Here is a 22,359-nt window from a genome sequence, read left to right on the forward strand (position 1 = left end):
ACCATCCGCGCCGCTCGTTCCTCGCGTCGCTCCCGCCAGGCCCGCCACGACGCGGCACCACCACCCACCCCGCCCGGCGTCGTCTCACCCTGGTCTTGGCCCACCTCGGGCGACCGCCCGCGGTGTCGGTTCGGCCGAGGCCGCCAACCGGCGCCTCCCGGGCGACCGGACCGACGGCCGACGGCCGACGGCGACGCTGCAACGCAGTGCGAGCGGACGTCGTCGAACCATGCCTCTACCTCGGCGGACCACGGGCCCACCTCGGCGGACCACGGGGCCTACCTCGGCAGACCACGGGCCTACCTCGGCGGACCACGGGTCTACGTCGGCGAGCTGGCTCGGGCGAGCCCGGGCCAGGGTGCCGCGACGGCCGAGCGGTGGGGGTGGGCTCGGATGCGAAAGGGCGTCAAAGCGGCGCTCCTAGAACCCACGCCCGAACGACCACGGTGACGGCGCCGCAGCCCCGAGCACCGAGCCCACCCCCACCGCGGACCCGACCCCGCGGGCCTGAAACCGACCACACCTCTACCTCGACCGACCAGGGCTCTACCTCGGCGGCGGACCAGGGCTCTACCTCGGCGGGCTACCCCTCCGCAACGGGCTGGGCGGCGGCCTTCTCGGACTGCTCGGCCTTGTCGGCCTCGGCCTGGGCGGCGGCCTCCTGCTTGGCCGCCTTCTTGGCCGCGCGCTTCTCGCCGCGGCGCTCGGCGAGCGTGTACAGCACCGGGACGACGACGAGCGTGAGCAGCGTCGAGCTGAGCAGGCCGCCGATGACGACGAGCGCGAGGGGCTGGGAGATGAACGCCCCGCCGCCGGTGATGCCGATCGCCATCGGGGTGAGCGCGAAGATCGTCGCCGCAGCCGTCATGACGATGGGGCGCAGGCGCTTGCGCGACCCCTCCATGACGGCGTCGTCGAGCGACCGGCCGCGCTCGCGGTACTGGTTGATGAGGTCGATGAGCACGATCGCGTTGGACACGACGATCCCGACGAGCATGAGCAGGCCGATGAGGGCCGGCACGCCGAGCGGCGTCGCGGTGGCGAGCAGCAGGAGCAGCGCACCCGTCGCGGCGAACGGGATCGACACGAGCAGGATGAACGGCTGCAAGAGGCTGCGGAACGTCGCGACCATGACGAGGTAGACGATGAGGATCGCGACGAGCAGCGCGAGCCCGAGGTCGGCGAACGCGTCGGCCTGGTCGGACGCGACGCCGCCGATCTCGACGGTCGCCCCGCCCTCCAGCTCGAGGCCGTCGATCGCGGTCGTGAGCTCGGCGGTGAGCGCGCCGAGGTCCTGTCCGGCGGGCGTGACGGAGATCGTGGCGCTGCGCTCGCCGTCGACCCGGGTGATCGAGGTGGGGACCTCGACCTCCGCGACCTCGGCGACCTGCGTGAGCGGCACCGGTCCCGCAGCGGTGGGCAGCACGACCTGCTCGAGGTCCGCGACCGTCGCCGGCGCCTGGCCCGCGAGGACGCGGACCTGGACCGGGCCGTCGCCGAGGTTCACGGTGCCGATCGGCGCGGGCGACATCGTCCCCGCGACGGTCCCGGCCACCTGGGTCTCGGTGAGCCCGACGGCGGCCGCGGCGTCGCGGTCGACGGTCACCTGGACCGTGGACTGCGCCGAGGCGAGGTTGTTGGTCACCTGCGCCGCGCCGTCGGCGCCCTCGGCGAGCTCCTGCACGTCCGCGGCCGCGGCCGCGAGGGTGTCGGTGTCGGGGGCGCGCACGACGAGGTCGACCGTCGAGCTGCCGAACGCGGCGTCCGCGCCGGCGACCTCGATGCCCTCGCTCGACTCCCCGCCCAGCCCGGAGACGGCGTCGCGCACGTCCTCCTGGGCCGCGACGGCGTCGGCGTCCGAGTCGAGCGTGACGGCGAACGTCGCCGTCGGGGACCCGCCGCCGCCGAAGAACGCGGCCTCCGGCCCGCCCGCCGTGCCGACGGTCGTCTGCACGGTCGCGACGCCGTCGACGTCGAGGAGCGCCTGCTCGACGTCGCGCGCCGCGGCGTCCTGCGCCTCGAGCGACGTGCCCGGCGCGAACGACTCGGTGACGGTGAGCGTGTCCTGTCCGGTGTCGCCGAGGAAGTTGGTCTCCAGGCGCGGCACGAGCGCGAGCGTCCCGGCGAGGATCGCGACGGACACGCCGAGCGTGATCGCCGGGTGGCGCAGCGCCGCCCGCAGCGTCGGGACGTACCCGCGCTGCCACAGCCCGCGGCGCTCCTTGGCCTCGGCCGTCGCACGGGCGCGCTCCCCGGCGAGGCGCGCGGCCTCGGGGTCGGCCGGGACAGGCGGGGACTTGATGAACCAGTACGCGAGGACCGGGACGATCGTCAGCGCCACGAAGAGCGACGCGAGCATCGCGATGGCGACGGTGAGCGCGAAGGGCCGGAAGAGCTCGCCGACCATGCCACCCACGAGCGCGATGGGCAGGAAGACGGCGACGGTCGCCACGGTCGAGGCGGTGATCGCGCCCGCGACCTCCTTGACGGCGCCGATGATGGCGCCCACCTTGGCCTCGCCGTACGACAGGTGCCGCTTGATGTTCTCGATGACGACGATCGAGTCGTCGACCACGCGGCCGATCGCGACCGTCATGGCGCCGAGCGTGAGGATGTTCAGCGTGTAGCCCGTGGCGTTCATGACGATGAACGTCACGAACAGCGACAGCGGGATCGACACGGCCGAGACGAGCGTCGAGCGCAGCGACGCGAGGAACAGCAGGATCACGACGACGGCGAACAGGAGGCCGAGCAGGCCCTCCGTCGCGAGGCCCTCGATGGACTCCTCGATGAACGGCGCCTGGTCGAACACGACCTCGACCCGCACGTCCTGCGCGTCGAGCACGCCCGAGAGGTCGTCGATCGCCTCCTGGACGGCGTGCGACACCTCGACCGTGTTGCCCGCGGGCGTCTTGGTGATCGCGACCGCGAGCGCGGTCTCGCCGTCGAGGCGCGAGTAGGACGTCGCGGGCTCGGGGCCCGCGGTCACGGTCGCGACGTCGCCGAGCACCACGGGGGCGGTGCCGGGTGCGGCGGTCGGGGACACGAGCGGCAGCGCGGCGAGCTCGTCGACGGTGGTGACCGCGGTGCCGACCTGCACGCTGAGGGTCCGGTCGCCCTCGGAGACGGTCCCGGCGGGGATCACGACGCCGTTGTCCTGGAGGATCGTGGAGACCTGCGCCGGGCTGAGCCCGGCGGCGGCGAGCGCGGCCGGGTCGAGGTCGACCGTCACCTGCTGGTCGGCGATCCCGCTCACCGCGACGCTGCGCACGCCCTCGACGTCCTCGAGCGCCGGGACGACGCTCGACGTGACGGTGTCGGCCAGCGCCGCGTCGTCCGACCCGCCGGACACGGCGAGCTGGATCACGGGCAGGTCGTCCACCGACCCCGTGACGACCTGCGGCTCGACATCCTCGGGGAGCTGGGACTGCAGGCGCGTGATCGCCGTCTGGAGCTGGGAGGCCGCGGCGTCCATGTCCGTGCCGTAGGCGAACTGCACCGTCGTCACGGACATCCCCGTCGACGACGTCGACGTGACGTCCTCCACGCCCTTGACGGCGCGCGCGGCCGTCTCCACGGGGACGGTCACCTGCTGCTCGACGATCGCCGGGGCGGAGCCCGGGTAGACGCCGACGACGGCGGCGGTGGGGATCTGCAGGCTCGGGATGAGCTCCTGCTTGAGCGATCCCATGCTGATGACGCCGAAGATCGCGATCGCGACCGTGGCGAGCGCGACGAGCGCGCGGTTGGCCAGCGACAGCCGGGCGAGACGGGACACGGAGCCTCCAAGGGTTCCAGGTCGGGTGGGAGACGACGTCGGCGTCGCGATTTCGTGAGCGTAACGCGAAGCATCTCGGGATGGTTCCCGCTCCCACCGATAGAGTCTGCGCCGTGACCCACCCCGCCGACGACGAGCGCGCGGCGCTCGCGCGGCGCCTCGAGGACGCGCAGCGCCGCCTCGCCGAGCTGCTCCTCGCCCAGCGGCTCGAGCCCTTGCTGCGCACGACCCTCACGGTCCCCCAGCTCCGGGCGCTCGCCGTCCTCCAGCTCGACGGCGAGACGAGCTCGCACCGGCTCGCGGAGGTGCTCGGCATCTCCCCGGCCACGCTCTCGGGGATCGTGGACCGGCTGGAGGCGGCGGGGATGGCCGCGCGCCGTCCCGACCCGCAGGACGGCCGGGTGCGGCTGGTCGCCGCGACGCCGCGCGGCGCCGCGGCCGTGCGCCGGATCGCGGCGCAGGAGGACGAGCCCCTCACGGACCTGCTCGACCGGCTCGACGTGGCGGACCTGCACGCGCTCACCGTCGGGATCGAGGCGCTCACCGCGGCGGCCGAGGCCACTCCCCCGGGCCCCGGGCCGGACGAGGGCGCGCCCGGGTCCTGAGGCGCCGTCGGCTCAGACCTCGCCGAGCGCCTCTTCGGGCGTGCCCTCGACGGCGCGCGCCCTGCGGTTCCAGCGCGACCACAGCACGCGCTCGCCGATATCGCCCGCCATCCGGTGGCCGAACGCCACGAAGACGACGACGCCGAGCACGAGGATCCCCGCCCCCAGCCAGAACGGGGCCGTCGCGGAGACCGGGTGCAGGAGGCCCGCGATGACCGGCGCGGGAGCGGCGAAGCCCCAGCGCACGAGGTTGAACGCTCCGGTCGTCACGCGCCGGTCCGGGTCGCCGAGCGCGAGCGACAGGTCGGTGAGGTTCGCGTTCGCGATCCCCATGAAGACGCCCGCCCCCACGAGCACGACGACGGACCATGCGGTCCCGAGGTCGAGCGCCAGCAGGACCAGCGCGACCAGCACGCCCACGATCGCGACGCCGAGCGTCTGCACCGCGCCCACGCGGTGCGCGAGCCGGTGCCCGACGACGAGGATCCCGACCGCGAGCCCCACGCCCCACGCGGTGAAGACGAGGCCGAGCGGCACGACGTCGAGCCCGAGGAACACCGGCGTGTACCCGAGCACGATGAAGAAGCAGAAGTTGTACGCGGCGGTGACCGCGGCGAGCGCGAGGAAGCCGGGCTTGCGGAAGAGGCGGAACACCTGGCCGAGCCGCAGCGGCGCGGGCTTCTCGGCCGGGTCCTTGAGGCGGGTCACCGACACGAGCAGGGCGACGAGCATGAACACGCCGCACACGAAGAACGGCACGCGCCACGAGATGCCGCCCAGCAGGCCGCCGAGCAGCGGGCCGACGGCGAACCCGAGCCCGACGCACGTCTCGAAGAGCTCGACGACCCACTCGCGGTCGTTCGCGAGCGAGACGAGCAGGACCATCGCGGTCGCGAAGAACATCGCGTTGCCCAGGCCCCACAGGCCGCGCAGCGCGGCGAGCTGGCCGATGCTCGTGCTCAGGGCCGCGAGCACCGCGGCCACGGCGACGAGGCTGACGCCGGTCGCGAGGATCTTCTTGTAGCCGAAGCGCCCGGTGGCCATGACGGCGGGGATCATGCCGAGCGCCATGACGGCGATGTAGGCCGTGAAGAGGAGCTCGATCTGCCAGGTCGAGGCCCCGATCTCCTCGCCGATGACGGGCAGGATCGGGTCGACGACCGCGATGCCGGCGATCGCGAAGAACGCCGTGAGCGCGGTCGCGTAGATGGCGGTGCGGTTCGGTTCGTTGCGCGTGGAGGCCACTGCGTTCGTACTTCCTGGTCGGGGGGAGGGCCGCGCGGCCTGAGCGGGCTGGCGGCAGCATTTATCTGTATCTGACAGGTAAGTATCTGTAGAATACACCTATGACGGTTGCCGAGGGAAACGATCGAGCGTCCGGTGCGCCGACCGGCGGGCCGTCGGCGCGCGACGACGCGACCGCGCACGACGTGCTCGGCGCGATCGAGCTGGAGGTCGCACAGCTCCTGCGGCGCGCCGAGCGCACCCGCGCGTCGGGGACGCCGGGCACCTCGCGCCGCGGCGGGACGCTCGACCGCTCCGGCTACCTCCTCCTCCACACGCTCGGGACGCACGGGCCCTTGCACGTGAACGCCCTCGCGGAGCACCTCGGCCTCGACGCGTCCACCGTCACCCGCCAGGTCGTCGCGCTCGAACGGGCCGGCCACGTCCGCCGCGCGCGCGACCCCCGCGACGGCCGCGCGGTCGTCGTCGAGCCGACGAGCGCGGGCCTCGACGAGCTCGCCGCGCACCGGGTCGCGCGGACGGAGCTGTACGCCGACGTGCTGGGCGGCTGGTCCCGCCTGGACCGCGCGCTGCTCGCCGAGCTGCTGGGCCGCCTCAACGGCGACCTCGACGCCTACCGCCGACGGCGCGACGGGCCGTGACCGCCAACCGTGAGCCCGCACGGTGGGCGCGACCTCACGGGGCGGGGAGCGCCCAGCGAATCAGCCGCGTGACCGTGGCGCCGGCGGGCCGCGCCCACCGCGCCGGCAGGCCGCGCACCCGCGGCATCCCGGCGCGCGCCCACGCGGGCAGCGACTCGCGCGCGGCGACGGCCAGCCCGGCGTAGGCCGGGCGCACGGGCCACGGGAGCGGGGGCTCGACGAGCAGGAACCGCGCGGCGTCGAGCGCGGACGGGGTGAGCGAGAGCGCCGGCCGGTACTCCTCGACCGCCGCGTCCAGCTCCCCACGGGTCAGTGGCACGTCCGCGACCCCCAGCGCGCGCCCGACGACGGCGGCCTGGGCGACGTACTCGTCGCACCCCTGCGCGTCGAGCGGGTGCCGGCCGAACGCCTGGTGCGCGACGAGGAAGCTCTGGGTCTCCGCGACGTGGACCCAGCGCAGCAGCTCCGGGTCGCTCGCGCGGTAGGGGCGACCGTCGGGCGCCCGGCCCCGGACGCGCTCGTGGACCGCGCGGACCGCCGCGACCGCGCGCTCCGCGTCGTCGGCCGTGCCGAACGTCGTCACGGCGATGAAGGTCGACGTGCGCTGGAGGCGGCCCCACGGGTCACCCCGGTAGCCCGAGTGCGCGGCGACGCCCGCCATGGCCAGCGGGTGCAGGCTCTGCAGCAGCAGGGCGCGCAGCCCCCCGACGAACATCGACGCGTCGCCGTGCACGCGCTGGACCGGCGAGCCCCGGTCGAACCAGCGCGGACCCGGTGTCTCGTGGATGCGCGCCCTGGTGGCGGTCGCGTCCGGGCCCGCGACCCGGAGGAAGATCGCGCGCTCCGTCGCCCCGCGCACCCGCTCCACCACGTGGGCCATGCGACCGATGCTCGCACCTCGCACCGCACCTCGCCCCTCGCGCCTCGCCTCGCAACGCGTCCCAAGAACTCGTTGCAAAAAAACTCTTGCAAAGGTGTCTTTGCATGGCTACTCTCGTGCCATGAGCACCGACGGCGACACCACACCCCCGAGCACCGAACGCCACCCGGCGCTCGGCCCGACGCAGCTCAAGGCGCTCGCGCACCCGCTGCGGGTGCAGATCCTCGACCTGCTCTCCACCCACGGCGCGCTCACGGCCAGCCGCCTCGCCGACCTCGTCGGCGAGTCCAGCGGCTCGACGAGCTACCACCTGCGCCAGCTCGCCCGGCACGGCTTCGTCCGTGAGGTCGCGGGCCGCGGCACGGCGCGGGAGCGGTGGTGGGAACGCCCGCCGGGCGGGTTCACCGTGAGCACGCCCGACGAGACCGAGGACACGGCGACCACGCTCGCCACCGCGATGGTGAGCCGGGAGTTCGAGAACGCCCGCGCCCGCAAGATCCAGGCGTTCCTGGAGCGCTCCTCGGAGCTCCCGACACGGTGGCTCGACGGGGCACGCCTCACGACCGCCAGCATGTGGCTCACCGCCGACCAGATGAACGAGGTCGCGGACGCCTGGGACGCGCTCGACGCGACGCTCCACCGGTTCCAGGGCCAGGAGCAGGCGCCGGGCGCGCGGCCCGTGCAGATCCACTTCAACGTCTTTCCCACGATCGACGGCGAGGAGAACCCCTCATGAGCGCGTACTCCCCCACCCTGCCCCGCACCGCCGAGCCGCGCGGCGCCGACCGCCTGCTCGTGGTCGTCGGCTCGGCGCTGAGCGACCTCGGCCGCCGCCGCGCCGCGGCGCGCGCGCACGCGCGGCGCGACCGGCTCGCCGTCGCCCCGGAGACGACGTCGGCCCCCTCGTCCGACGCGCTCCACGCCGCGGCGGAGCACACCCGCGACCGCGCCGCTGTGTCGCGAGCATCCCTTCTGCCCTGAACATCCGGAGATTCCACCCGCATGGGGAGTGGTCCCCATGTCGGCACTCCCGACCACTCGGTTACCCTCGACGGGGCGTTCTGTGGGCACAGACGCGCGTCTCCCCCTCTCTCGCCATCCCGGCTCGACAGGATGACGCGGTCCCGTGTGCCCCGACCACGTACTTAGGGAGCATTGGTGGGCCTTCTCTCGAGCATCCGCGAGCATCGTCGGACCGTCGCGTCGGTGAGCACCGTGTCGGTGTTCTCGACGGCGCTGGTGGGGATGGCGCTGTTCTACGAGGGCGAGGCCACGGCGGACGTGGACCTGAACGACTCGGGCGTGTGGGTGACGAAGTCGTCGGCCGGGTTGCTGGGTCGGTTCAACGACGAGTCCCAGGCGATGGACGGGACGTTGAACGCGGGCAGCGCGTCGTTCGACGTGCAGCAGGACGCGGGCCGTGTGCTGCTGGACGACACCGGGACGAGCTCCGCGTCCCCCGTGAACGTCGCGCACCTGAAGCTGGACGGGCAGGTCCGTCTGCCGGCGGGGGCGCAGGTCGTCTCCGGCGGTGCGACGACGGCGATCCTCGACGGCGAGGAGGGCCTGCTGTGGGTGCTGCCGTTCGACGGGGCGACGTCGTTCGACGCGGAGAAGCTCGACCCCGTGGCCGAGGTCGGCGGTGAGGGTGCGCTGACCGTGTCGCAGGACGGGACGGTGTTCGCAGCGATCCCGTCGACGGGGACGTTGTGGACGGTGGCGACGACGTCCAAGGGCACGGTGGACGGCGAGGCCTCCTCGGCGGCGCTGCCCGTGGGCAAGGGCGCCGAGGTCGAGGTGACCGCGGTCGGCGACCGGCCCGTCGTGCTCGACCGGTCCGCGTCCCACCTGATCCTGCCCGGCGGGAAGAGCGTGGCGATCGAGGGGGGCGGGGACGCGCGCCTGCAGCAGCCGTCGCAGTCCTCGGACGTGGTCGTGGTCGCCACGACGGACGCCCTCGTCTCCCAGCCGCTCAAGGGCGGCGACGCGCAGCGCCGTGCCGCGCAGGGCGTGCCGGCGGCGCCCGTCCAGCTCGGCGCGTGCACGTACGGGGCGTGGGCCTCGACGGGTCAGGTCATCCGTGACTGCGACGGCACGGGTCGGGACGTCGACGAGCGGCTCGAGGGCCTGGACCCGCAGACCCGCCTGGAGTACCGGGTGAACCGGCGCGTGATCGTGCTGAACGACCTGTCGGCGGGGACGTTGTGGATGGCGGCGGACGAGTACCAGAAGGTCGACGACTGGGACGTGCAGTTGCCGGAGGAGGCCGAGGGTGAGGAGTCCGACGCGGAGCTGACGAACCCGGAGCAGGTGGATCAGTTCATCGCGGACCGTTCGCAGCCGAACAAGCCGCCGCAGCCGCAGGACGACTCGTTCGGGGTGCGTCCGGGTCGTACGACGATCTTGCCGGTGCTGGGCAACGACGTGGACCCGGACGGGGACGTGATGACGGCGTCGCTGGCGGGGGACTCGCCGGGCAACGCGACGGTGCAGGCGATCATGGGTGGTGCGGCGCTGCAGGCGGTGGTGCCCGAGGACGCGCAGGGCACGGGCACGTTCCGGTACTCGGTGGCCGACGGTCGTGGGGGTGTGGCCGAGGCCGGCGTCACGCTGAAGGTGTCGCCCTGGGGGGAGAACGCGCCGCCGGAGCAGACGGGTGACCCGGTGCTGCGGGTGGCCCAGGGCGGGCGCGCGACGATCAAGGTGCTGCCGTACTTCAAGGACCCCGACGGCGACGACCTCTACCTCGCCTCGGCCGCGGCGACCGTGGCCGGTGACGACGTGCGCTCGCGCCCGGACGGCACGGTCGAGTTCCGCGACGGCGGCGGCTCCACCGGCCGCAAGATCGTGACCCTGCTGGTCTCCGACGGCGAGCTGTCCTTCGAGGGCAAGCTCCTGGTGGACGTGGTGCCGGGTCCGCAGCCGCCGGTGGCGGTGAACGACCACGTGGTGGTGCCGGCGGGTCAGCCGGTGACGGTGGAACCGTTGCGCAACGACACCGACCCGAACGACGACGAGCTGCGGCTGGCGTCGGTCTCGGAGTCCGCGCCGGCGGAGATCACGCCGAACTATGACGCGGGGACGTTCACGTTCGTGTCGATGGAGCCGCGGTCGTACGACCTGACCTACCAGGTGACCGACGGACCGAACGCGACCACGGGTCTGGTGCGCGTGGACGTCCTGCCCCCGTCCGAGGCCGCGGGCGCCCCGATCGTGGTCACCGACACCGCCCTGCTCCCCGCGGGCGGGTCGACCCTGGTCGACGTGCTGGCCAACGACACCGACCCCGCCGGCGGCGTCCTCGTCGTCCAGTCCGTGCGCGTCCCGGCCGACGCCGGTGTGTCGGTCGCGATCCTGGCGCACCAGATGCTGCGGGTCACCGAGATCCGGCGCCTGGACGCGCCGGTGACGGTGGAGTACACGGCCTCCAACGGCACCGAGACGGCGACCGGCCAGGTGCGCGTGATCCCCGTGCCGGCGCCGACGCGGTTGCAGCCGCCGCAGGCGGCGGCGGACGAGGTCACGGTGCACGCGGGCGACGTGGTGACGATCCCGGTGCTGAAGAACGACACCCACCCCGACGGGCTGGAGCTGTTCCTGCAGCCCGAGCTCGAGCAGGACGTGGACCCCGCCCTGGGCGAGGCGTTCGTCTCCGAGGACACGCTGCGGTTCAAGGCCGGCCCCGAGGCCGGGACCGCGTACGCGATCTACCGGGTGCGCGACGTCAACGGGCAGGAGGACTCCGCCCAGGTCACGATCCGCATCCGCGACGGGGAGGACAACGCACCCCCGCAGCCCCGCGAGATCGAGGCCCGCGTGCTGTCCGGGTCCAGCGTGCGCATCGCGGTGCCCCTGGACGGGATCGACCCCGACGGCGACTCCGTCCAGGTCACCGGCATCGCCACCCCCGCCGCCAAGGGCACCGCCCGGGTCGTGGACGGACTGATCGAGTACGCGGCGTCCAAGAACGCCACCGGGCACGACACGTTCACCTACTCCGTGCTCGACGCCCGCGGCGCCACCGCCGTCGGGACGGTCCAGGTCGGCATCGCCCGGCCCGCCGAGACCAACCAGGCCCCGGTCGCGGTGGACGACGAGATCACGGTGCGCCCCGGGCGCACGGTCTCGGTCGCGGCCCTGGCCAACGACACCGACCCCGACGGCGACCAGGTCGGCCTGGTCCCCGGCGGCATCGAGGACACCCACGACCTGGACGCCGAGGTCGTGACCGACCGCATCGTCCTGACCTCACCCGACGCCGACGGCGCCTACACCTTCTACTACCAGGTCCAGGACACCTACGGCGCCCGCGCCACCGGCGCCGTCACCGTGAACGTCGCCGCCGACGCACCCCTGCTGCCCCCCGTCGCCCGCGACGACACCGTGCCCGTGGAAGACATCCTCGGCAAGACCGAGGTCACCGTCCCCGTCCTGGACAACGACGAGGACCCCGACGGCGCCGCGACCGAGCTCACCGTCACCACCGACGCGACCACCACCACCGTCACCGACGCCGGCGAGCTCGTCATCACCCTCACCGAGAACCGCCAGGTCGTGACCTACACCGTCACCGACGTCGACGGCCTCACCGCCAAGGCCTTCGTCAAGGTGCCGGGTATGACGGACCAGGCACCGACCCTGCGTCCGGGCATCACGCCGCTCGAGGTCGTCAGCGGCGAGCCGCTGACGATCGACATCACGGACTACGTGCTCGTGGTCGAGGGCAGGACCCCCCGCCTGACGACCGAGGAGAAGGTCACCGCGCTCGAGGGGACCCGTGAGGTGCCCTCGACCACCGAGATCGTCTACACGTCGAACGCCGACTACGTCGGGCCGGCCGCCGTCACCTTCGAGGTGACCGACGGCTCCGGCCCCGACGACCCCGAGGGGAGCACGGCGCTGCTCACGCTGCCGATCAGCGTGGTCCCGCCGGAGAACCTGCCGCCGGAGCTCTCCACGCCGACGCTCGACGTGGCGGCGGGCGAGGAGGCCTCGGTCGACCTCGCGCGCTTCGCGACCGACCCCGACGGCGACTCCCTGACCTTCAAGGCCACCGGCCAGGCGCAGGGCATCACCGTCACGGTCGAGGGCAGCACGCTGCACGCCCAGGCCTCCCCGGACGTGCCCAAGGGCTCGGTCGTGCAGGTCCCGATCACCGTCACCGACGGCGAGCACCCCCCGGTCGAGGGCAGCGCGACCCTCACCGTCGTGGCCTCCACCCGACCCCTCGCCCGCGCCAACCAGGACACCGTCGACGACGCCCACCAGGGCAAGGCCACCACGATCGACGTCCTGGCCAACGACGCCAACCCCTTCCCCGACACGCCCCTCGAGATCGTGGGTGCCGGTGTCGAGACGGGTCAGGGCGACGTCTCCTACGCGGGGAACGACGTGACGATCACCCCTGCCGAGAACTACGTCGGCGTCATGGTCGTCACGTACCGCATCCAGGACGCGACGAAGGACGCCGACCGCATGGTCGAGGGTCGCGTCCAGGTCAAGGTGCTCGGCAAGCCCGAGGCCCCCGCGACCCCGCAGGTCGACGAGGTCCGCTCCAAGACCGTCGTGCTGTCCTGGGACCCGCCGAACAACAACGGCGCCGACATCACCGGCTACACCGTGCGCTCCCAGAACGGCTACGAGAAGGCCTGCGGCACCACCACCTGCACCCTCGACGGCCTCACCAACAACGTGAAGTACACCTTCACCGTCTACGCGACCAACGCCGTCGGCGACGGACCCGCCTCCCCGCCCTCGGCCGAGGCCCGCCCCGACGAGAAGCCCGACCCGCCCGCCGCACCCACCCTCGAGTTCGGCGACCAGTCCCTCACCGTCACCTGGACCAACAAGACCTACACCGACCGCTCGCCCATCGAGACCGTCAACCTGGAGATCTCCCCGGCGCCGCCGAGCGGCGCCATCCAGATGCAGTCCCTCACCGGGAACCAGACCGTCTGGACGGGGCTCAAGAACGGCATCGCGTACCGGGTGCGCGTGCAGGCCGTGAACCTCGCGCCCGACCCCTCGGAGTGGGGCGAGTACTCCGCCGAGGAGATCCCGGCGGGTCTGCCGGACGTCCCGAAGACGCCCTCCGCGAAGCGCGCGTCCGACTCCCCGCTCAACGGCGGGTCCATCGACGTGGCGTGGGAGCAGCCGTTCGAGAACGGCGACGCGATCAAGGCGTACAGCCTGCAGCGCTACAAGAACGGCGCGCGCGACGGCGCCCCGCTCTCCCTCACGGGGACGAGCCACAAGGCGACCGGGCTCGACAACGAGTCGTCCTACACGTTCACCGTGACGGCCGAGAACAAGGCGGGCGTGACGGCGGAGAGCCCGCAGTCCGCCGCGGTCGTGCCGTTCGGCCGCCCCGAGGCACCGCCGAGGCCCAGCGTGCAGAACGTCGGGTCGTCGTCGCAGAGCAGCGGCATCCCGCGCGTGTCGTGGGGTGCGGCCGACGCCAACGGCAGCCCGATCACGGGCTACACCGTGACGGCATCACCGGGCAACGCCACCAAGCGGGTGGCCGGGACCTCGGTGGACTTCACGGACCTGCCCGCGGGGACCTACACGTTCACCGTGACCGCGACGAACGCGGGCGGGACCTCGACGTCCAGCCCTGCATCCAGTCAGGCACGCGCGTACGGCAAACCAGGCACACCGGGTGTCTCCGCCTCGCGCGTGAACGCGACGTCGGGCCGCTTCACCATCTCTGCTCCGTCGTCGAACGGCGGCGACGCAGTGTCGAGGTACAACTGGCAGATCCAGGGCGGGTCGAGCGGGACGGGTCAGACCGTCAACGTCGGTACCGACTACGGGCAGTCGTTCCGGCTGCGTGCCCAGGCGTGCAACGCCGCGGGCTGCGGCTCGTGGAGCGATTACGCAACGCACAGCACGGACTCGCCCCCGGACCCGCCGAGGGTCTGGGTGACGCGCGGACCGCAGCGGGACACCCAGCCCGGTCAAGGCAACTGCGTTGGCCACATGTGCACCGTATTCCGCGTCAACGCAAACGCGACCTTCCCCTCTGGCAACTACGAGATCAAGTGCTATACGCAGGACGGTCAGGTCGGCAGCTACGCGTGGCCGGTGCGGCTCAACGCCGGCAGCTACGTCGACCTTGGATGCATCCTCGGCAACCGCGGCGGCGGTACCCATACCGTGTGGGTCACCCTCAGCCCGGCCAACGGGGTCACTGTCGACCGGACGTCTTGGCCAAATCTCTGACCGGTGCTGCGCGGTTCTGACGATGCCTGATCTGCCGTCGGCGAATGAGCCGACGGCAGATCACCCGCCCGTCCGAGCCTCTCCCGGGCCACGGTGGTCCCATGACCACGTACACGTCACGCCCACCGCACGCGGAGGCCGCCGCCCCGGCGTCGTCGTCCTTCGACGACCAGCTCACGACGCGGCTGCTCCACCAGCGCATCGTCGTCCTCGGCACGGCCGTGGACGACGCCGTCGCGAACCGTCTGTGCGCGCAGCTCCTCCTGCTCTCGGCGGAGGACCCGCGCGCGGACGTCGCGCTCTACGTCAACTCCCCCGGCGGCTCGGTGAGCGCCGGGCTCGCGATCTACGACACGATGCGGCTCATCCCGAACGACGTCTCCACCGTCGCGATGGGCTTCGCCGCGAGCATGGGGCAGTTCCTGCTCTGCGCGGGGACGCCGGGCAAGCGGTTCGCGCTGCCGCACGCGCGGATCATGATGCACCAGCCGTCGGCGGGCATCGGCGGCACCGCCGTCGACATCGCGATCCAGGCCGAGAACCTCGTGTACACCAAGGGGCTCATGCACCGGCTGACCGCCGAGAGCACCGGGCAGAGCGTCGAGACCATCGCCGACGACTCCGACCGGGACCGCTGGTTCACGGCGCAGCAGGCGCTCGAGTACGGCATGGTCGACCGGATCGTCGAGTCGGTCGACGACGTCCGTCCCGCCCGCGCGGCCCGGAAGGTGGGTCTGTGATGGCGAGCTACACGATCCCGACCGTCGTCGAGAAGACGCCGCTCGGGGAGCGCGCGTTCGACGTGTTCTCCCGCCTCCTGTCGGAGCGCATCGTCTTCCTCGGCACGGAGATCGACGACGGTGTCGCGAACGTCGTCATGGCGCAGCTCCTGCACCTGGAGTCGGACGCCCCGGACCAGGAGATCGGCCTGTACATCAACTCCCCCGGCGGCTCCGCGACCGCGCTCATGGCGATCTACGACACGATGCAGTTCGTCCGCTGCGACGTGTCGACCATCTGCATGGGCCAGGCGGCCTCGGCCGCGGCCGTGCTGCTCGCGGCGGGGACGCCGGGCAAGCGGTTCGTGCTCGAGCACTCGCGCGTGCTGCTGCACCAGCCCTCGGGCGGCGGCGAGGGCACCATCTCCGACCTGTCGATCCAGGCGGAGGAGATCCTGCGGATCCGGTCCGAGACGGAGGAGGTCCTGTCCCGCCACACGGGGCAGACCGTCGAGCGCCTGCGCGCGGACACCGACCGCGACCTCGTGCTCACCGCGCGCCAGGCCGTCGAGTACGGCGTCGCGGACGCCGTCGTCACGTCGCGCAAGCTCGCCGCGGCCGCCTGAGGCGTCGAGCGCTGCACCCGCGGTCGAGGGATGCACCCGGAGACGCATCTCTCGGCCCGGGGCGCAGCACTCGCGGAGGGGCCTCGCGGGGCTACCCGCGCCGCCGGAACCACGAACGGCGCCGTGTCTCCTGCGGGGGATCGGCCCGGCGCGGGGCTTCCGCTCCCGGCGCGTCAGGTCCCGGAGTCTCAGCTCCCGGCGCGTCAGGTCCCGGAGTCTCCGCTCCCGGCGCGTCAGGTTCCGGAGTCTCCGCTCCCGGCGCGTCAGGTTCCGGCGCGTCGAGAGCCGGGACGGGCTCGACGGCGGTGTCCGCCCCGGGCGCACCCGCGTCCGGTCCCGCTGCTGCCGGCTCGGGGGCGCGCGCCGGCCCGGCCACCGGGCGTGCCGTCGCCTCGATGGCGGCGATCCGCCCGCGCTCGTCGAACCGGACGGTCACGCTCCCGTCAGGCACGGCGAGCTCGACCGCGCCGTCGCCCTCCGTCGTCCCGAGGCCGCGCGCGGCCGCGTACGACGCGACCGCCCGCCGGTGGTCGACGACCGTGACGGACAGCAGACCCTCGCTCAGCACCCGCACGACGCGCGGCACGCTCGGAGCGGGCAGCGCGAGGTCGTCGGCGTCGAGGAGGAACCACGCGCGCGTCCCGCCACCGACGGGACCGCTGTAGTGGGTCCAGGAACCGGTGACGGCCTTCGCCGCGAGCGCGAGCCGGTACGGGAGGTCGTCGGCGAGCGGCAGCTCCGCGTCGGTCGCCTCGCGCAGACCGGTCTCGCGGGTCTTCTCGGCCGCGCGCAGCACGTCCTCGGGGAAGTCGTTGACGTTGTTCCACGCCCACATCCAGCTCCCGGGGCCGGGCGCGGCCGTGCCGAGGAACTGGAGCCGGCACGTCGTCGTCCCGCCGTCCGGCGCGGTGAAGGTGAACGTCCCCGTGGCCATCTCGGCGCCCCACGCGTCGTCGCCGTGGCGGTCCACGAGGTGGAGCTGGTGCTCGTGCGAGAGGAACGCGGCGTCGTCGACGAGCTCCTGGAGGGCCGGGGCGGTCTGCTCTGCCGTGCCGTGCGCGGTCTGCGGCTCCGTCATCCCTCGACGGTAGCGGCGCCCGCCTCGCCGCGCCGGGGCGCGACACGCGGTGCCGCCCAGGAGCCGGCCAGGTGCCGGCCCGGCGCCGGCCGCGCGTCAGCCGGTGCGGCGGGCCCCGCGGGGCTCAGGCCGCGAGGAGCAGGACGTCGGCGGCGCGCGGGGTCGGCCGCGCCGCGAGCGCCGGGCTCGCGAGCGTGGTGCGCGCGACCGGGAGGTCGCGCACGGGCTCGCCGGCGGGTGCGGGGTGCCGGGGCGCGGAGGGCGCACCGCGCTCCCGGACGGAGGAGAGCACGCGCACCGGGGCGACGGGGCGCAGCTCTTCGCCCGTGCGGGCCACGAGGTCCACGAGGCGCAGGCCGAGGGCGCCGCAGACGGCGGCCAGGACCTCGGACGACGCCTCCTTGCGGCCGCGCTCCACCTCGGACAGGTAGGCGGTCGAGACCCGTGCGGCAGCCGCGACGTCCACGAGCGTCCGCCCCTGCCCGAGCCGGGCCCGCCGGAGGATCCCGCCGATGACGTGCCGCAGGAGCGGCTCCGGCCGCCCGCCCTTCCGGGACCGGGGGCTCGCCGGGACCGCGTCCGGCACCGCGTCCGGCACTGCGTCCGGCACCGCTCTCGGCACCGGGTCCGGCGCCGGTCTCGGCACTGCGATCGGCACCGGGCCCGGCACCGCGCTCGTCGTGTCCATGCGGTCACGCTACCCGCGCCCTCGCCCGGGTGCCGAGGCACCCGGGCGAGGATCTGCTGCTGGCGTAAGGCCCGACGTCGGGCCTCACCGGTCCGGGAGGGACGTCACCAGCGCTCGAGCGACCACGCCATCTGCCAGAACCGGATCTCGTGCCGGCAGCTCAGCTCGAACGCGCGCTCCATGCGGGCGCGCTCCGCCTCGCCCGCGTCGGCGGCGAGCGCGTCGAGACGCTCGCGCAGGTCGGCCAGGACCCCCTCGGTGCGCTCGGCGGCGTAGAACTCCCACCAGCCCGCGAGCGGGTGGTCGTCCGCGATCGCGCCGGGCGTCGTCTCGCGCTCGGCGAGCCAGAACCGCCGCGCCGACCAGATGTAGGTCCACGGGCACGGCAGGAGCGCGGCGAGCAGCACGCCGAGGGAGTCGCGGCCCGCGGCGAGCATGTGGTCGACGTACGCCTGCGCGCTCGGGGCGAGGCGGTTCGTCTGCGCCTCCTCGTACGTCACGCCGAGGAAGTCGCACATCGCGTGGTGCGCGTGCGACTCGTCGTCGAGCAGGAACCCGGCCTTCTCGTGGAAGTACGCGGCCCAGTCACGGTCCGGCGCGAGCGCCATGCCGAGCCCGTAGCAGCGCAGGTACGCCGTGAGGTACTGGTGGTCCTGGCCGACGTAGTGCCGCACCGCGGCCGGCTCGACCGACCCGTCGCGCAGCCCGGCGAGGAACGGGTGGTCGTAGAACTCGTCGAAGAGGTGCGCGTACCGGCGCGCGAGGTCGACCGTGAAGCCGGTCTCCCCCGGCCGGACGAGTGCGGTCGGGTCGTCCGCGAGGACAGGGTTCAGGGTGATGGCAGCAGGCGTCGTCATGCCCACGTTCCTCCGCTCGTGCTAGCGAGATCAGGTTCGACGGGTCCGGGCGGCCGTACCGCTCGTCTCAGTCCCTCGGCCCGGCTGCCCGGGCGGGACGCCCCGCGTGGTTCGCCGCGACCCTAGCAAGGAAGCGCGGCCCGCGCCGGGAGCGTCCGGCGACGTGTGGAATATAGTTGTAGCAACAACAAGTTGGAGCAGACATGACCACGAGCACCCCGGGCGCGGCGACCGACCGCCTCCTGTCCCCGTCCACGAGCATGGACGCCGTCACGCTGCGCGTCGGCGACCTCGAGCAGATGACGTCCTACTACACGGGCGCGTTCGCGCTGGCCCCGCTCGAGGAGCGCTCGCGCGGCACCGAGGTGCACCGCGTCCTCGGCCGCGGCACGACGCCCATGCTGCGGCTCGTGCACACGCCCGGCCTGCCCGCCGTCGACCGGCGTCAGGCCGGCCTGTTCCACACCGCGTTCCTGTTCGACGACGCGGCGAGCCTCGCCGCGACCGTCTACCGGGCCGCGCAGGACCGTCGCGGGGCGTTCGTCGGGTCGAGCGACCACCTCGTCAGCGAGGCGTTCTACTTCACCGACCCCGAGGGGAACGGGGTCGAGCTGTACACCGACCGCCCCCGCGAGACGTGGGTCCGCGAGCGCGGCCAGATCGTCATGGCGACCGAGTACCTGGACCCGAACGCGTACCTGCGCACGCACCTCGACCAGGAGACGTTCGACGCCGGGCCCGCGCTCGCCGGTCGCGTGGGGCACGTCCACCTCCAGGTCGGCGACATCGCGACCGCCCACGACTTCTACGTCGACGCCGTCGGGTTCGAGGCCACGGTCACCGAGTACAGCGGCGCCCTGTTCGCGTCCGCCGGCGGGTACCACCACCACGTCGCGATGAACGTCTGGAACAGCGCCGGCGCCGGCCCGCGCGCCGCGAGCCTCGGGCTCGGCGACGTCGCGGTCACCGTCCCCGGCCGCGACGACCTCGACGCGCTCGTCGCCCGCCTGCGGGCCCGCGGCCTGCAGCACGCCGACGACGGCCGCTCCGTCGTCGTGCACGACCCGTGGGGCACGCGCGTCACGCTGGCCGTGCCCGGCACGACGACCGACGAGCTGCTCGCGCGATGAGCGCCCCGTCCACCCTCGTCGCGGTCCGGTCCGACGCGGACCCGGCGGACCCGACCACCGCGGGGCCCGTCGTCGTGCTGCTGCACGGGTTCGGCTCGCACGAGCACGACCTCGCGGGCCTGGGCCCGCACCTGGGCGCGCCCTGGGTCTCGCTGCGCGCCCCGCTCCCCCTCCCCCACGGCGGCTTCGCCTGGTTCCCGATCGTCACGCCGGGCGACCCCGACCCGGAGCCCGTGGCGCGCGCGACCGAGGCCGCCTGGGCCTGGGTCGACGCCGAGCTCGGGCCCGAGCGGCAGGTCGTCCCCGTCGGGTTCTCCCAGGGCGGGCTCATGGCGACGCAGCTCCTGCGCACGCGCCCCGAGCGTGTGGCGGCGACCGTCGTCCTCGGCGGGTTCGTCCAAGGCGCGGAGCAGCCCGCCGACGCCGCGCTCGCCGCGTCCCGGCCGCCCGTGTTCTGGGGCCGCGGTGCCGAGGACCGCGTCATCGCGCCGCACGCGATCGAGCGGACGGCCGCGTGGCTGCCCGGCCGCTCGACGCTCGTCGAGCGCGTCTACCCCGGCCTCGCGCACGGCATCGACGCGCGCGAGCTCGCCGAGGTCCGGGCGTTCCTCGACGACGCCCTGGGGCGGACCGCCGCCTGACCGCAGGCGCGGGCGGCCGACCCCGACGGCGGGGCGGAACAGGTCCGGGGCGGGGGCCCGGCGCCGGGCGCGCACGATGGGAGCACCCAGCCGTGCGCACCGAGGAGCCAGGCCGATGTTCCGCAGCCTCTTCCCGATCCTCTCCGTGGCCGACGTGGAGCGGTCGCTCGTCTTCTACCGCGACCTGCTGCGCGGGACCGTCGAGTACGCGTTCCCCGACGAGGGCCCGCCCGTGTACGTGAGCGTGCACGTCGGCGGCTCGCCGCTCGGGATCGGGCTCGACGACGGCACGATGCCCGCCGGCGTCGCGCGCACCGCGCTGTGGGTGTACGTCGACGACTGCGACCGGGCCGTCGAGCACCTCGCCGCGGCCGGAGTGCCGGTGCTCCAGCCGCCTACCGACCAGCCGTGGGGCGAGCGCGTCGCGCGCGTCCAGGACCCGGACGGCACCGTCGTGGTCCTCGGCCAGGAGGCCGCGCCGCCGCCCGAGCCCGAGGGCCCGACCGGGCTCTCGTGACGTCGGTGCCCCCACCGGGACTCGAACCCGGAACACGCCGGGTTTAAGCCGGCCGCCTCTGCCAGTTGGGCCATGGGGGCGCGGCCCGAATCTACCGCGACCGCGGTGCGGCCGGGCCGGTCGGGCCGGTCGACGCTCCGCCCGGGACGCGCCGAGGGGCGAGCCGCTCGTGCGGCTCGCCCCTCGGCGTCGGGCAGGGTGCCGGGCCGTGCCCGGCAGGGGGTCAGGACGCCTTGGCGGCCGGGACCTTCTCGTCGGCGTCGACGGTGCCCGTGCCGGACTCCGCCGCGGCCGCCGAGCCCTGCGCGGTCTGCTTGACCGGCTCGCCGTCCTTCTTGGGCGGCACCGACGCGGCGCGGAACTCCGCGCGCGGGTCGTGCAGGGAGCCCAGCGACACGAGCTCGCGACCCAGGAGGAACTGCCCGATCCAGCCGATGAAGATGCGGATCTTGCGGTTGCCCGTCGGCATCGCCATGACGTGGTAGCTGCGGTGCATGAGCCACGCGAGCACGCCGCGCAGCTTGAACACGCCGAACAGCTCCGCGACGCCCTTGTACAGGCCGAGCGACGCGACCGTACCGACGCTCTTGTGGCGGTACTCGACCGGCTTCTCGCTGTGCAGCTCGAGCGCGAGGTTGTCGGCCAGGCGCGTGGCCTCGCGGATCGCGTGCTGCGCGTTCGGCGGGCAGAACTTGCCCGGGTTGAGCACGTCGGGGACGGCGGCGCAGTCGCCCGCGGCCCAGGCGTTCGGCACGACGTTGCCGTCGGCGTCGGCGACCTGGAGCGTCGGGAGCACCGTGACGCGGCCCATCTTGTCCACGGGGAGGTCGGACGCCTCCTTGATGACCGGGTTCGCCTTGACGCCCGCGGTCCACACGATCGTGTCGGAGTCGAACTCCACGCCCGTCGACGTGACGACGTGGCCGTCCACGCACGACGACAGGAACGTGTTGAGGTGGAACTCGATCCCGCGCTTCTTCAGCTCCTCGAGCGCGTAGCCCGCCATGGGCTCGCTGAGCTCGGGCAGGATGCGCCCGGCGCCCTCGATCATGACGAAGCGGAGGTCCTTCTCCTCGATCGTCGCGTAGTTGCGGGTCGCGTAGCGCGCCATGTCCTCGATCTCGGCGATCGCCTCGACGCCCGCGAACCCGCCGCCCACGAACGTGAACGTCAGCATGCGGCGACGCAGCCCCTCGTCCCACGTGGACGACGCGACGTCCATGCGGTTGAGCACGTGGTTGCGGACCGCGATGGCCTCCTCCACGTTCTTGAAGCCGATCGCGTTCTCCGCCAGGCCCGGGATGGGCAGCGTGCGCGACACCGAGCCGAGGCCGACGATCAGGTGGTCGTACGTGACCGAGTAGTCGTCGCCCTCCTCCGGGTGGATCGTCACACGGCGGTCAGTGTGGTCGATCGAGACGACCTTGCCCTGGAGCACGTCGACGCCCTTGAGGGCGCGGCGGTGCGGCGCGACGACGTCGCGTCCGTCGATCGAGCCCGCGGCCGCCTCGGGGAGGAAGGGCGCGTACGTCATGTACGGGCGCGGGTCGACGACGACGATCGCCGCCTCGCGGCGACCGAGCTTCTTGCGCAGTCGGCGCGCGGCGTACAGACCCACGGAGCCGCCGCCGAGGACGACGACGCGGGGCACCTTGCGGGGCCGCGGCGAAGCGGTCTGGGCACGGCTGACCGAGGTCAGGTCATTCTGAGGCATGGTTCCAGAGTATTAC

At 73.6% G+C, this 22,359-nt stretch carries 17 protein-coding genes, 1 tRNA gene and 1 riboswitch; of the genes, 10 read left to right on the plus strand and 8 right to left on the minus strand.

The window, feature by feature from the left end:
- Window positions 1-583: 583 nt before the first annotated feature.
- A complete protein-coding gene (locus ACZ402_RS17465; RefSeq protein WP_375826063.1) occupies window positions 584-3,778 on the minus strand; it encodes an efflux RND transporter permease subunit in 3,195 nt (1,064 codons plus the stop codon).
- 113 nt (window positions 3,779-3,891) lie between these two features.
- Between ACZ402_RS17465 and ACZ402_RS17470 the strand changes: the two genes are divergently transcribed.
- Window positions 3,892-4,383 carry a MarR family winged helix-turn-helix transcriptional regulator gene (locus ACZ402_RS17470; RefSeq protein ID WP_375826062.1) on the plus strand — a complete coding sequence of 164 codons (492 nt, stop codon included), beginning with the start codon at window positions 3,892-3,894 and terminating at the stop codon, window positions 4,381-4,383.
- Between the two features lie 12 nt (window positions 4,384-4,395).
- On the opposite strand, the gene ACZ402_RS17475 is transcribed toward ACZ402_RS17470, so the two are convergent.
- A complete protein-coding gene (locus ACZ402_RS17475; RefSeq protein ID WP_375826061.1) occupies window positions 4,396-5,628 on the minus strand; it encodes an MFS transporter in 1,233 nt (410 codons plus the stop codon).
- A 101-nt stretch (window positions 5,629-5,729) separates the two neighbouring features.
- Here ACZ402_RS17475 and ACZ402_RS17480 point away from each other — a divergent pair, with 101 nt between their 5' ends.
- A complete protein-coding gene (locus ACZ402_RS17480; RefSeq protein WP_375826060.1) occupies window positions 5,730-6,269 on the plus strand; it encodes a MarR family winged helix-turn-helix transcriptional regulator in 540 nt (179 codons plus the stop codon).
- A 34-nt stretch (window positions 6,270-6,303) separates the two neighbouring features.
- Here the strand turns inward: ACZ402_RS17480 and ACZ402_RS17485 are convergent, their stop codons facing one another.
- Entirely contained in the window at window positions 6,304-7,149 is an 846-nt protein-coding gene (locus ACZ402_RS17485; RefSeq protein WP_375826059.1) for an oxygenase MpaB family protein, read from the minus strand.
- Window positions 7,150-7,270: 121 nt separating this feature from the next.
- Between ACZ402_RS17485 and ACZ402_RS17490 the strand changes: the two genes are divergently transcribed.
- From ACZ402_RS17490 to ACZ402_RS17510, 5 genes are all read left to right on the plus strand, one after another.
- Window positions 7,271-7,885 (plus strand): ArsR/SmtB family transcription factor, encoded by a 615-nt coding sequence (locus tag ACZ402_RS17490; RefSeq protein WP_375826058.1) that lies wholly within the window; start codon window positions 7,271-7,273, stop codon window positions 7,883-7,885.
- On the plus strand, window positions 7,882-8,130 hold the full coding sequence (locus ACZ402_RS17495; RefSeq protein WP_375826057.1) for a hypothetical protein: 249 nt from the start codon (window positions 7,882-7,884) through the stop codon (window positions 8,128-8,130). Before ACZ402_RS17490 ends, ACZ402_RS17495 begins: the two co-directional genes overlap by 4 nt.
- A 225-nt stretch (window positions 8,131-8,355) precedes the next feature.
- Window positions 8,356-14,373, plus strand: coding sequence for an Ig-like domain-containing protein (locus tag ACZ402_RS17500; protein ID WP_375826056.1), 6,018 nt, complete (start codon window positions 8,356-8,358; stop codon window positions 14,371-14,373).
- Between the two features lie 101 nt (window positions 14,374-14,474).
- Window positions 14,475-15,113, plus strand: a complete 639-nt coding sequence (locus tag ACZ402_RS17505) for a ClpP family protease (protein ID WP_375826055.1) — start codon at window positions 14,475-14,477, stop codon at window positions 15,111-15,113.
- On the plus strand, window positions 15,113-15,718 hold the full coding sequence (locus ACZ402_RS17510; RefSeq protein WP_087469679.1) for a ClpP family protease: 606 nt from the start codon (window positions 15,113-15,115) through the stop codon (window positions 15,716-15,718). Before ACZ402_RS17505 ends, ACZ402_RS17510 begins: the two co-directional genes overlap by 1 nt.
- A gap of 91 nt (window positions 15,719-15,809) precedes the next feature.
- Here the strand turns inward: ACZ402_RS17510 and ACZ402_RS17515 are convergent, their stop codons facing one another.
- The 3 genes from ACZ402_RS17515 to ACZ402_RS17525 form a co-directional block, all read right to left on the minus strand.
- Window positions 15,810-16,796, minus strand: a complete 987-nt coding sequence (locus tag ACZ402_RS17515) for a DUF6882 domain-containing protein (RefSeq protein WP_375826054.1) — start codon at window positions 16,794-16,796, stop codon at window positions 15,810-15,812.
- Between the two features lie 124 nt (window positions 16,797-16,920).
- Window positions 16,921-17,484, minus strand: a complete 564-nt coding sequence (locus tag ACZ402_RS17520) for a helix-turn-helix domain-containing protein (protein WP_375826053.1) — start codon at window positions 17,482-17,484, stop codon at window positions 16,921-16,923.
- 104 nt (window positions 17,485-17,588) lie between these two features.
- Window positions 17,589-18,341 carry a TenA family protein gene (locus tag ACZ402_RS17525; RefSeq protein WP_375826052.1) on the minus strand — a complete coding sequence of 251 codons (753 nt, stop codon included), beginning with the start codon at window positions 18,339-18,341 and terminating at the stop codon, window positions 17,589-17,591.
- A riboswitch (TPP riboswitch) is annotated at window positions 18,332-18,456 on the minus strand. It overlaps the preceding gene by 10 nt.
- Window positions 18,457-18,544: 88 nt before the next feature.
- On the opposite strand from ACZ402_RS17525, the gene ACZ402_RS17530 reads away from it, so the two are divergent.
- The 3 genes from ACZ402_RS17530 (at window position 18,545) to ACZ402_RS17540 (ending at window position 20,629) form a co-directional block, all read left to right on the plus strand.
- On the plus strand, window positions 18,545-19,471 hold the full coding sequence (locus tag ACZ402_RS17530) for a VOC family protein (RefSeq protein ID WP_375826051.1): 927 nt from the start codon (window positions 18,545-18,547) through the stop codon (window positions 19,469-19,471).
- Window positions 19,468-20,112 (plus strand): alpha/beta hydrolase, encoded by a 645-nt coding sequence (locus tag ACZ402_RS17535; protein ID WP_375826050.1) that lies wholly within the window; start codon window positions 19,468-19,470, stop codon window positions 20,110-20,112. Before ACZ402_RS17530 ends, ACZ402_RS17535 begins: the two co-directional genes overlap by 4 nt.
- A gap of 115 nt (window positions 20,113-20,227) precedes the next feature.
- Window positions 20,228-20,629, plus strand: coding sequence for a VOC family protein (locus ACZ402_RS17540; RefSeq protein WP_375826049.1), 402 nt, complete (start codon window positions 20,228-20,230; stop codon window positions 20,627-20,629).
- A gap of 6 nt (window positions 20,630-20,635) precedes the next feature.
- On the opposite strand, the gene ACZ402_RS17545 is transcribed toward ACZ402_RS17540, so the two are convergent.
- Window positions 20,636-20,709 (minus strand) — tRNA-Leu (locus ACZ402_RS17545).
- A gap of 143 nt (window positions 20,710-20,852) precedes the next feature.
- Window positions 20,853-22,343: an NAD(P)/FAD-dependent oxidoreductase gene (locus ACZ402_RS17550; protein ID WP_375826048.1), complete on the minus strand. Its 1,491-nt coding sequence runs from the start codon at window positions 22,341-22,343 to the stop codon at window positions 20,853-20,855.
- Window positions 22,344-22,359: the final 16 nt, after the last annotated feature.

The organism is Cellulosimicrobium sp. NPDC030954, from assembly GCF_055571305.1.

What these genes read in the sequence shown, in the direction of transcription:
- ACZ402_RS17480 (WP_375826060.1), top strand. Translation starts at nt 5,730, where the DNA reads ATGACGGTTGCCGAGGGAAACGATCGAGCGTCCGGTGCGCCGACCGGC.
- ACZ402_RS17485 (WP_375826059.1), bottom strand. Translation starts at nt 7,149, where the DNA reads ATGGCCCACGTGGTGGAGCGGGTGCGCGGGGCGACGGAGCGCGCGATC.
- ACZ402_RS17490 (WP_375826058.1), top strand. Translation starts at nt 7,271, where the DNA reads ATGAGCACCGACGGCGACACCACACCCCCGAGCACCGAACGCCACCCG.
- ACZ402_RS17495 (WP_375826057.1), top strand. Translation starts at nt 7,882, where the DNA reads ATGAGCGCGTACTCCCCCACCCTGCCCCGCACCGCCGAGCCGCGCGGC.
- ACZ402_RS17505 (WP_375826055.1), top strand. Translation starts at nt 14,475, where the DNA reads ATGACCACGTACACGTCACGCCCACCGCACGCGGAGGCCGCCGCCCCG.
- ACZ402_RS17510 (WP_087469679.1), top strand. Translation starts at nt 15,113, where the DNA reads ATGGCGAGCTACACGATCCCGACCGTCGTCGAGAAGACGCCGCTCGGG.
- ACZ402_RS17515 (WP_375826054.1), bottom strand. Translation starts at nt 16,796, where the DNA reads ATGACGGAGCCGCAGACCGCGCACGGCACGGCAGAGCAGACCGCCCCG.
- ACZ402_RS17520 (WP_375826053.1), bottom strand. Translation starts at nt 17,484, where the DNA reads ATGGACACGACGAGCGCGGTGCCGGGCCCGGTGCCGATCGCAGTGCCG.
- ACZ402_RS17525 (WP_375826052.1), bottom strand. Translation starts at nt 18,341, where the DNA reads ATGACGACGCCTGCTGCCATCACCCTGAACCCTGTCCTCGCGGACGAC.
- ACZ402_RS17530 (WP_375826051.1), top strand. Translation starts at nt 18,545, where the DNA reads ATGACCACGAGCACCCCGGGCGCGGCGACCGACCGCCTCCTGTCCCCG.
- ACZ402_RS17535 (WP_375826050.1), top strand. Translation starts at nt 19,468, where the DNA reads ATGAGCGCCCCGTCCACCCTCGTCGCGGTCCGGTCCGACGCGGACCCG.
- ACZ402_RS17540 (WP_375826049.1), top strand. Translation starts at nt 20,228, where the DNA reads ATGTTCCGCAGCCTCTTCCCGATCCTCTCCGTGGCCGACGTGGAGCGG.
- ACZ402_RS17550 (WP_375826048.1), bottom strand. Translation starts at nt 22,343, where the DNA reads ATGCCTCAGAATGACCTGACCTCGGTCAGCCGTGCCCAGACCGCTTCG.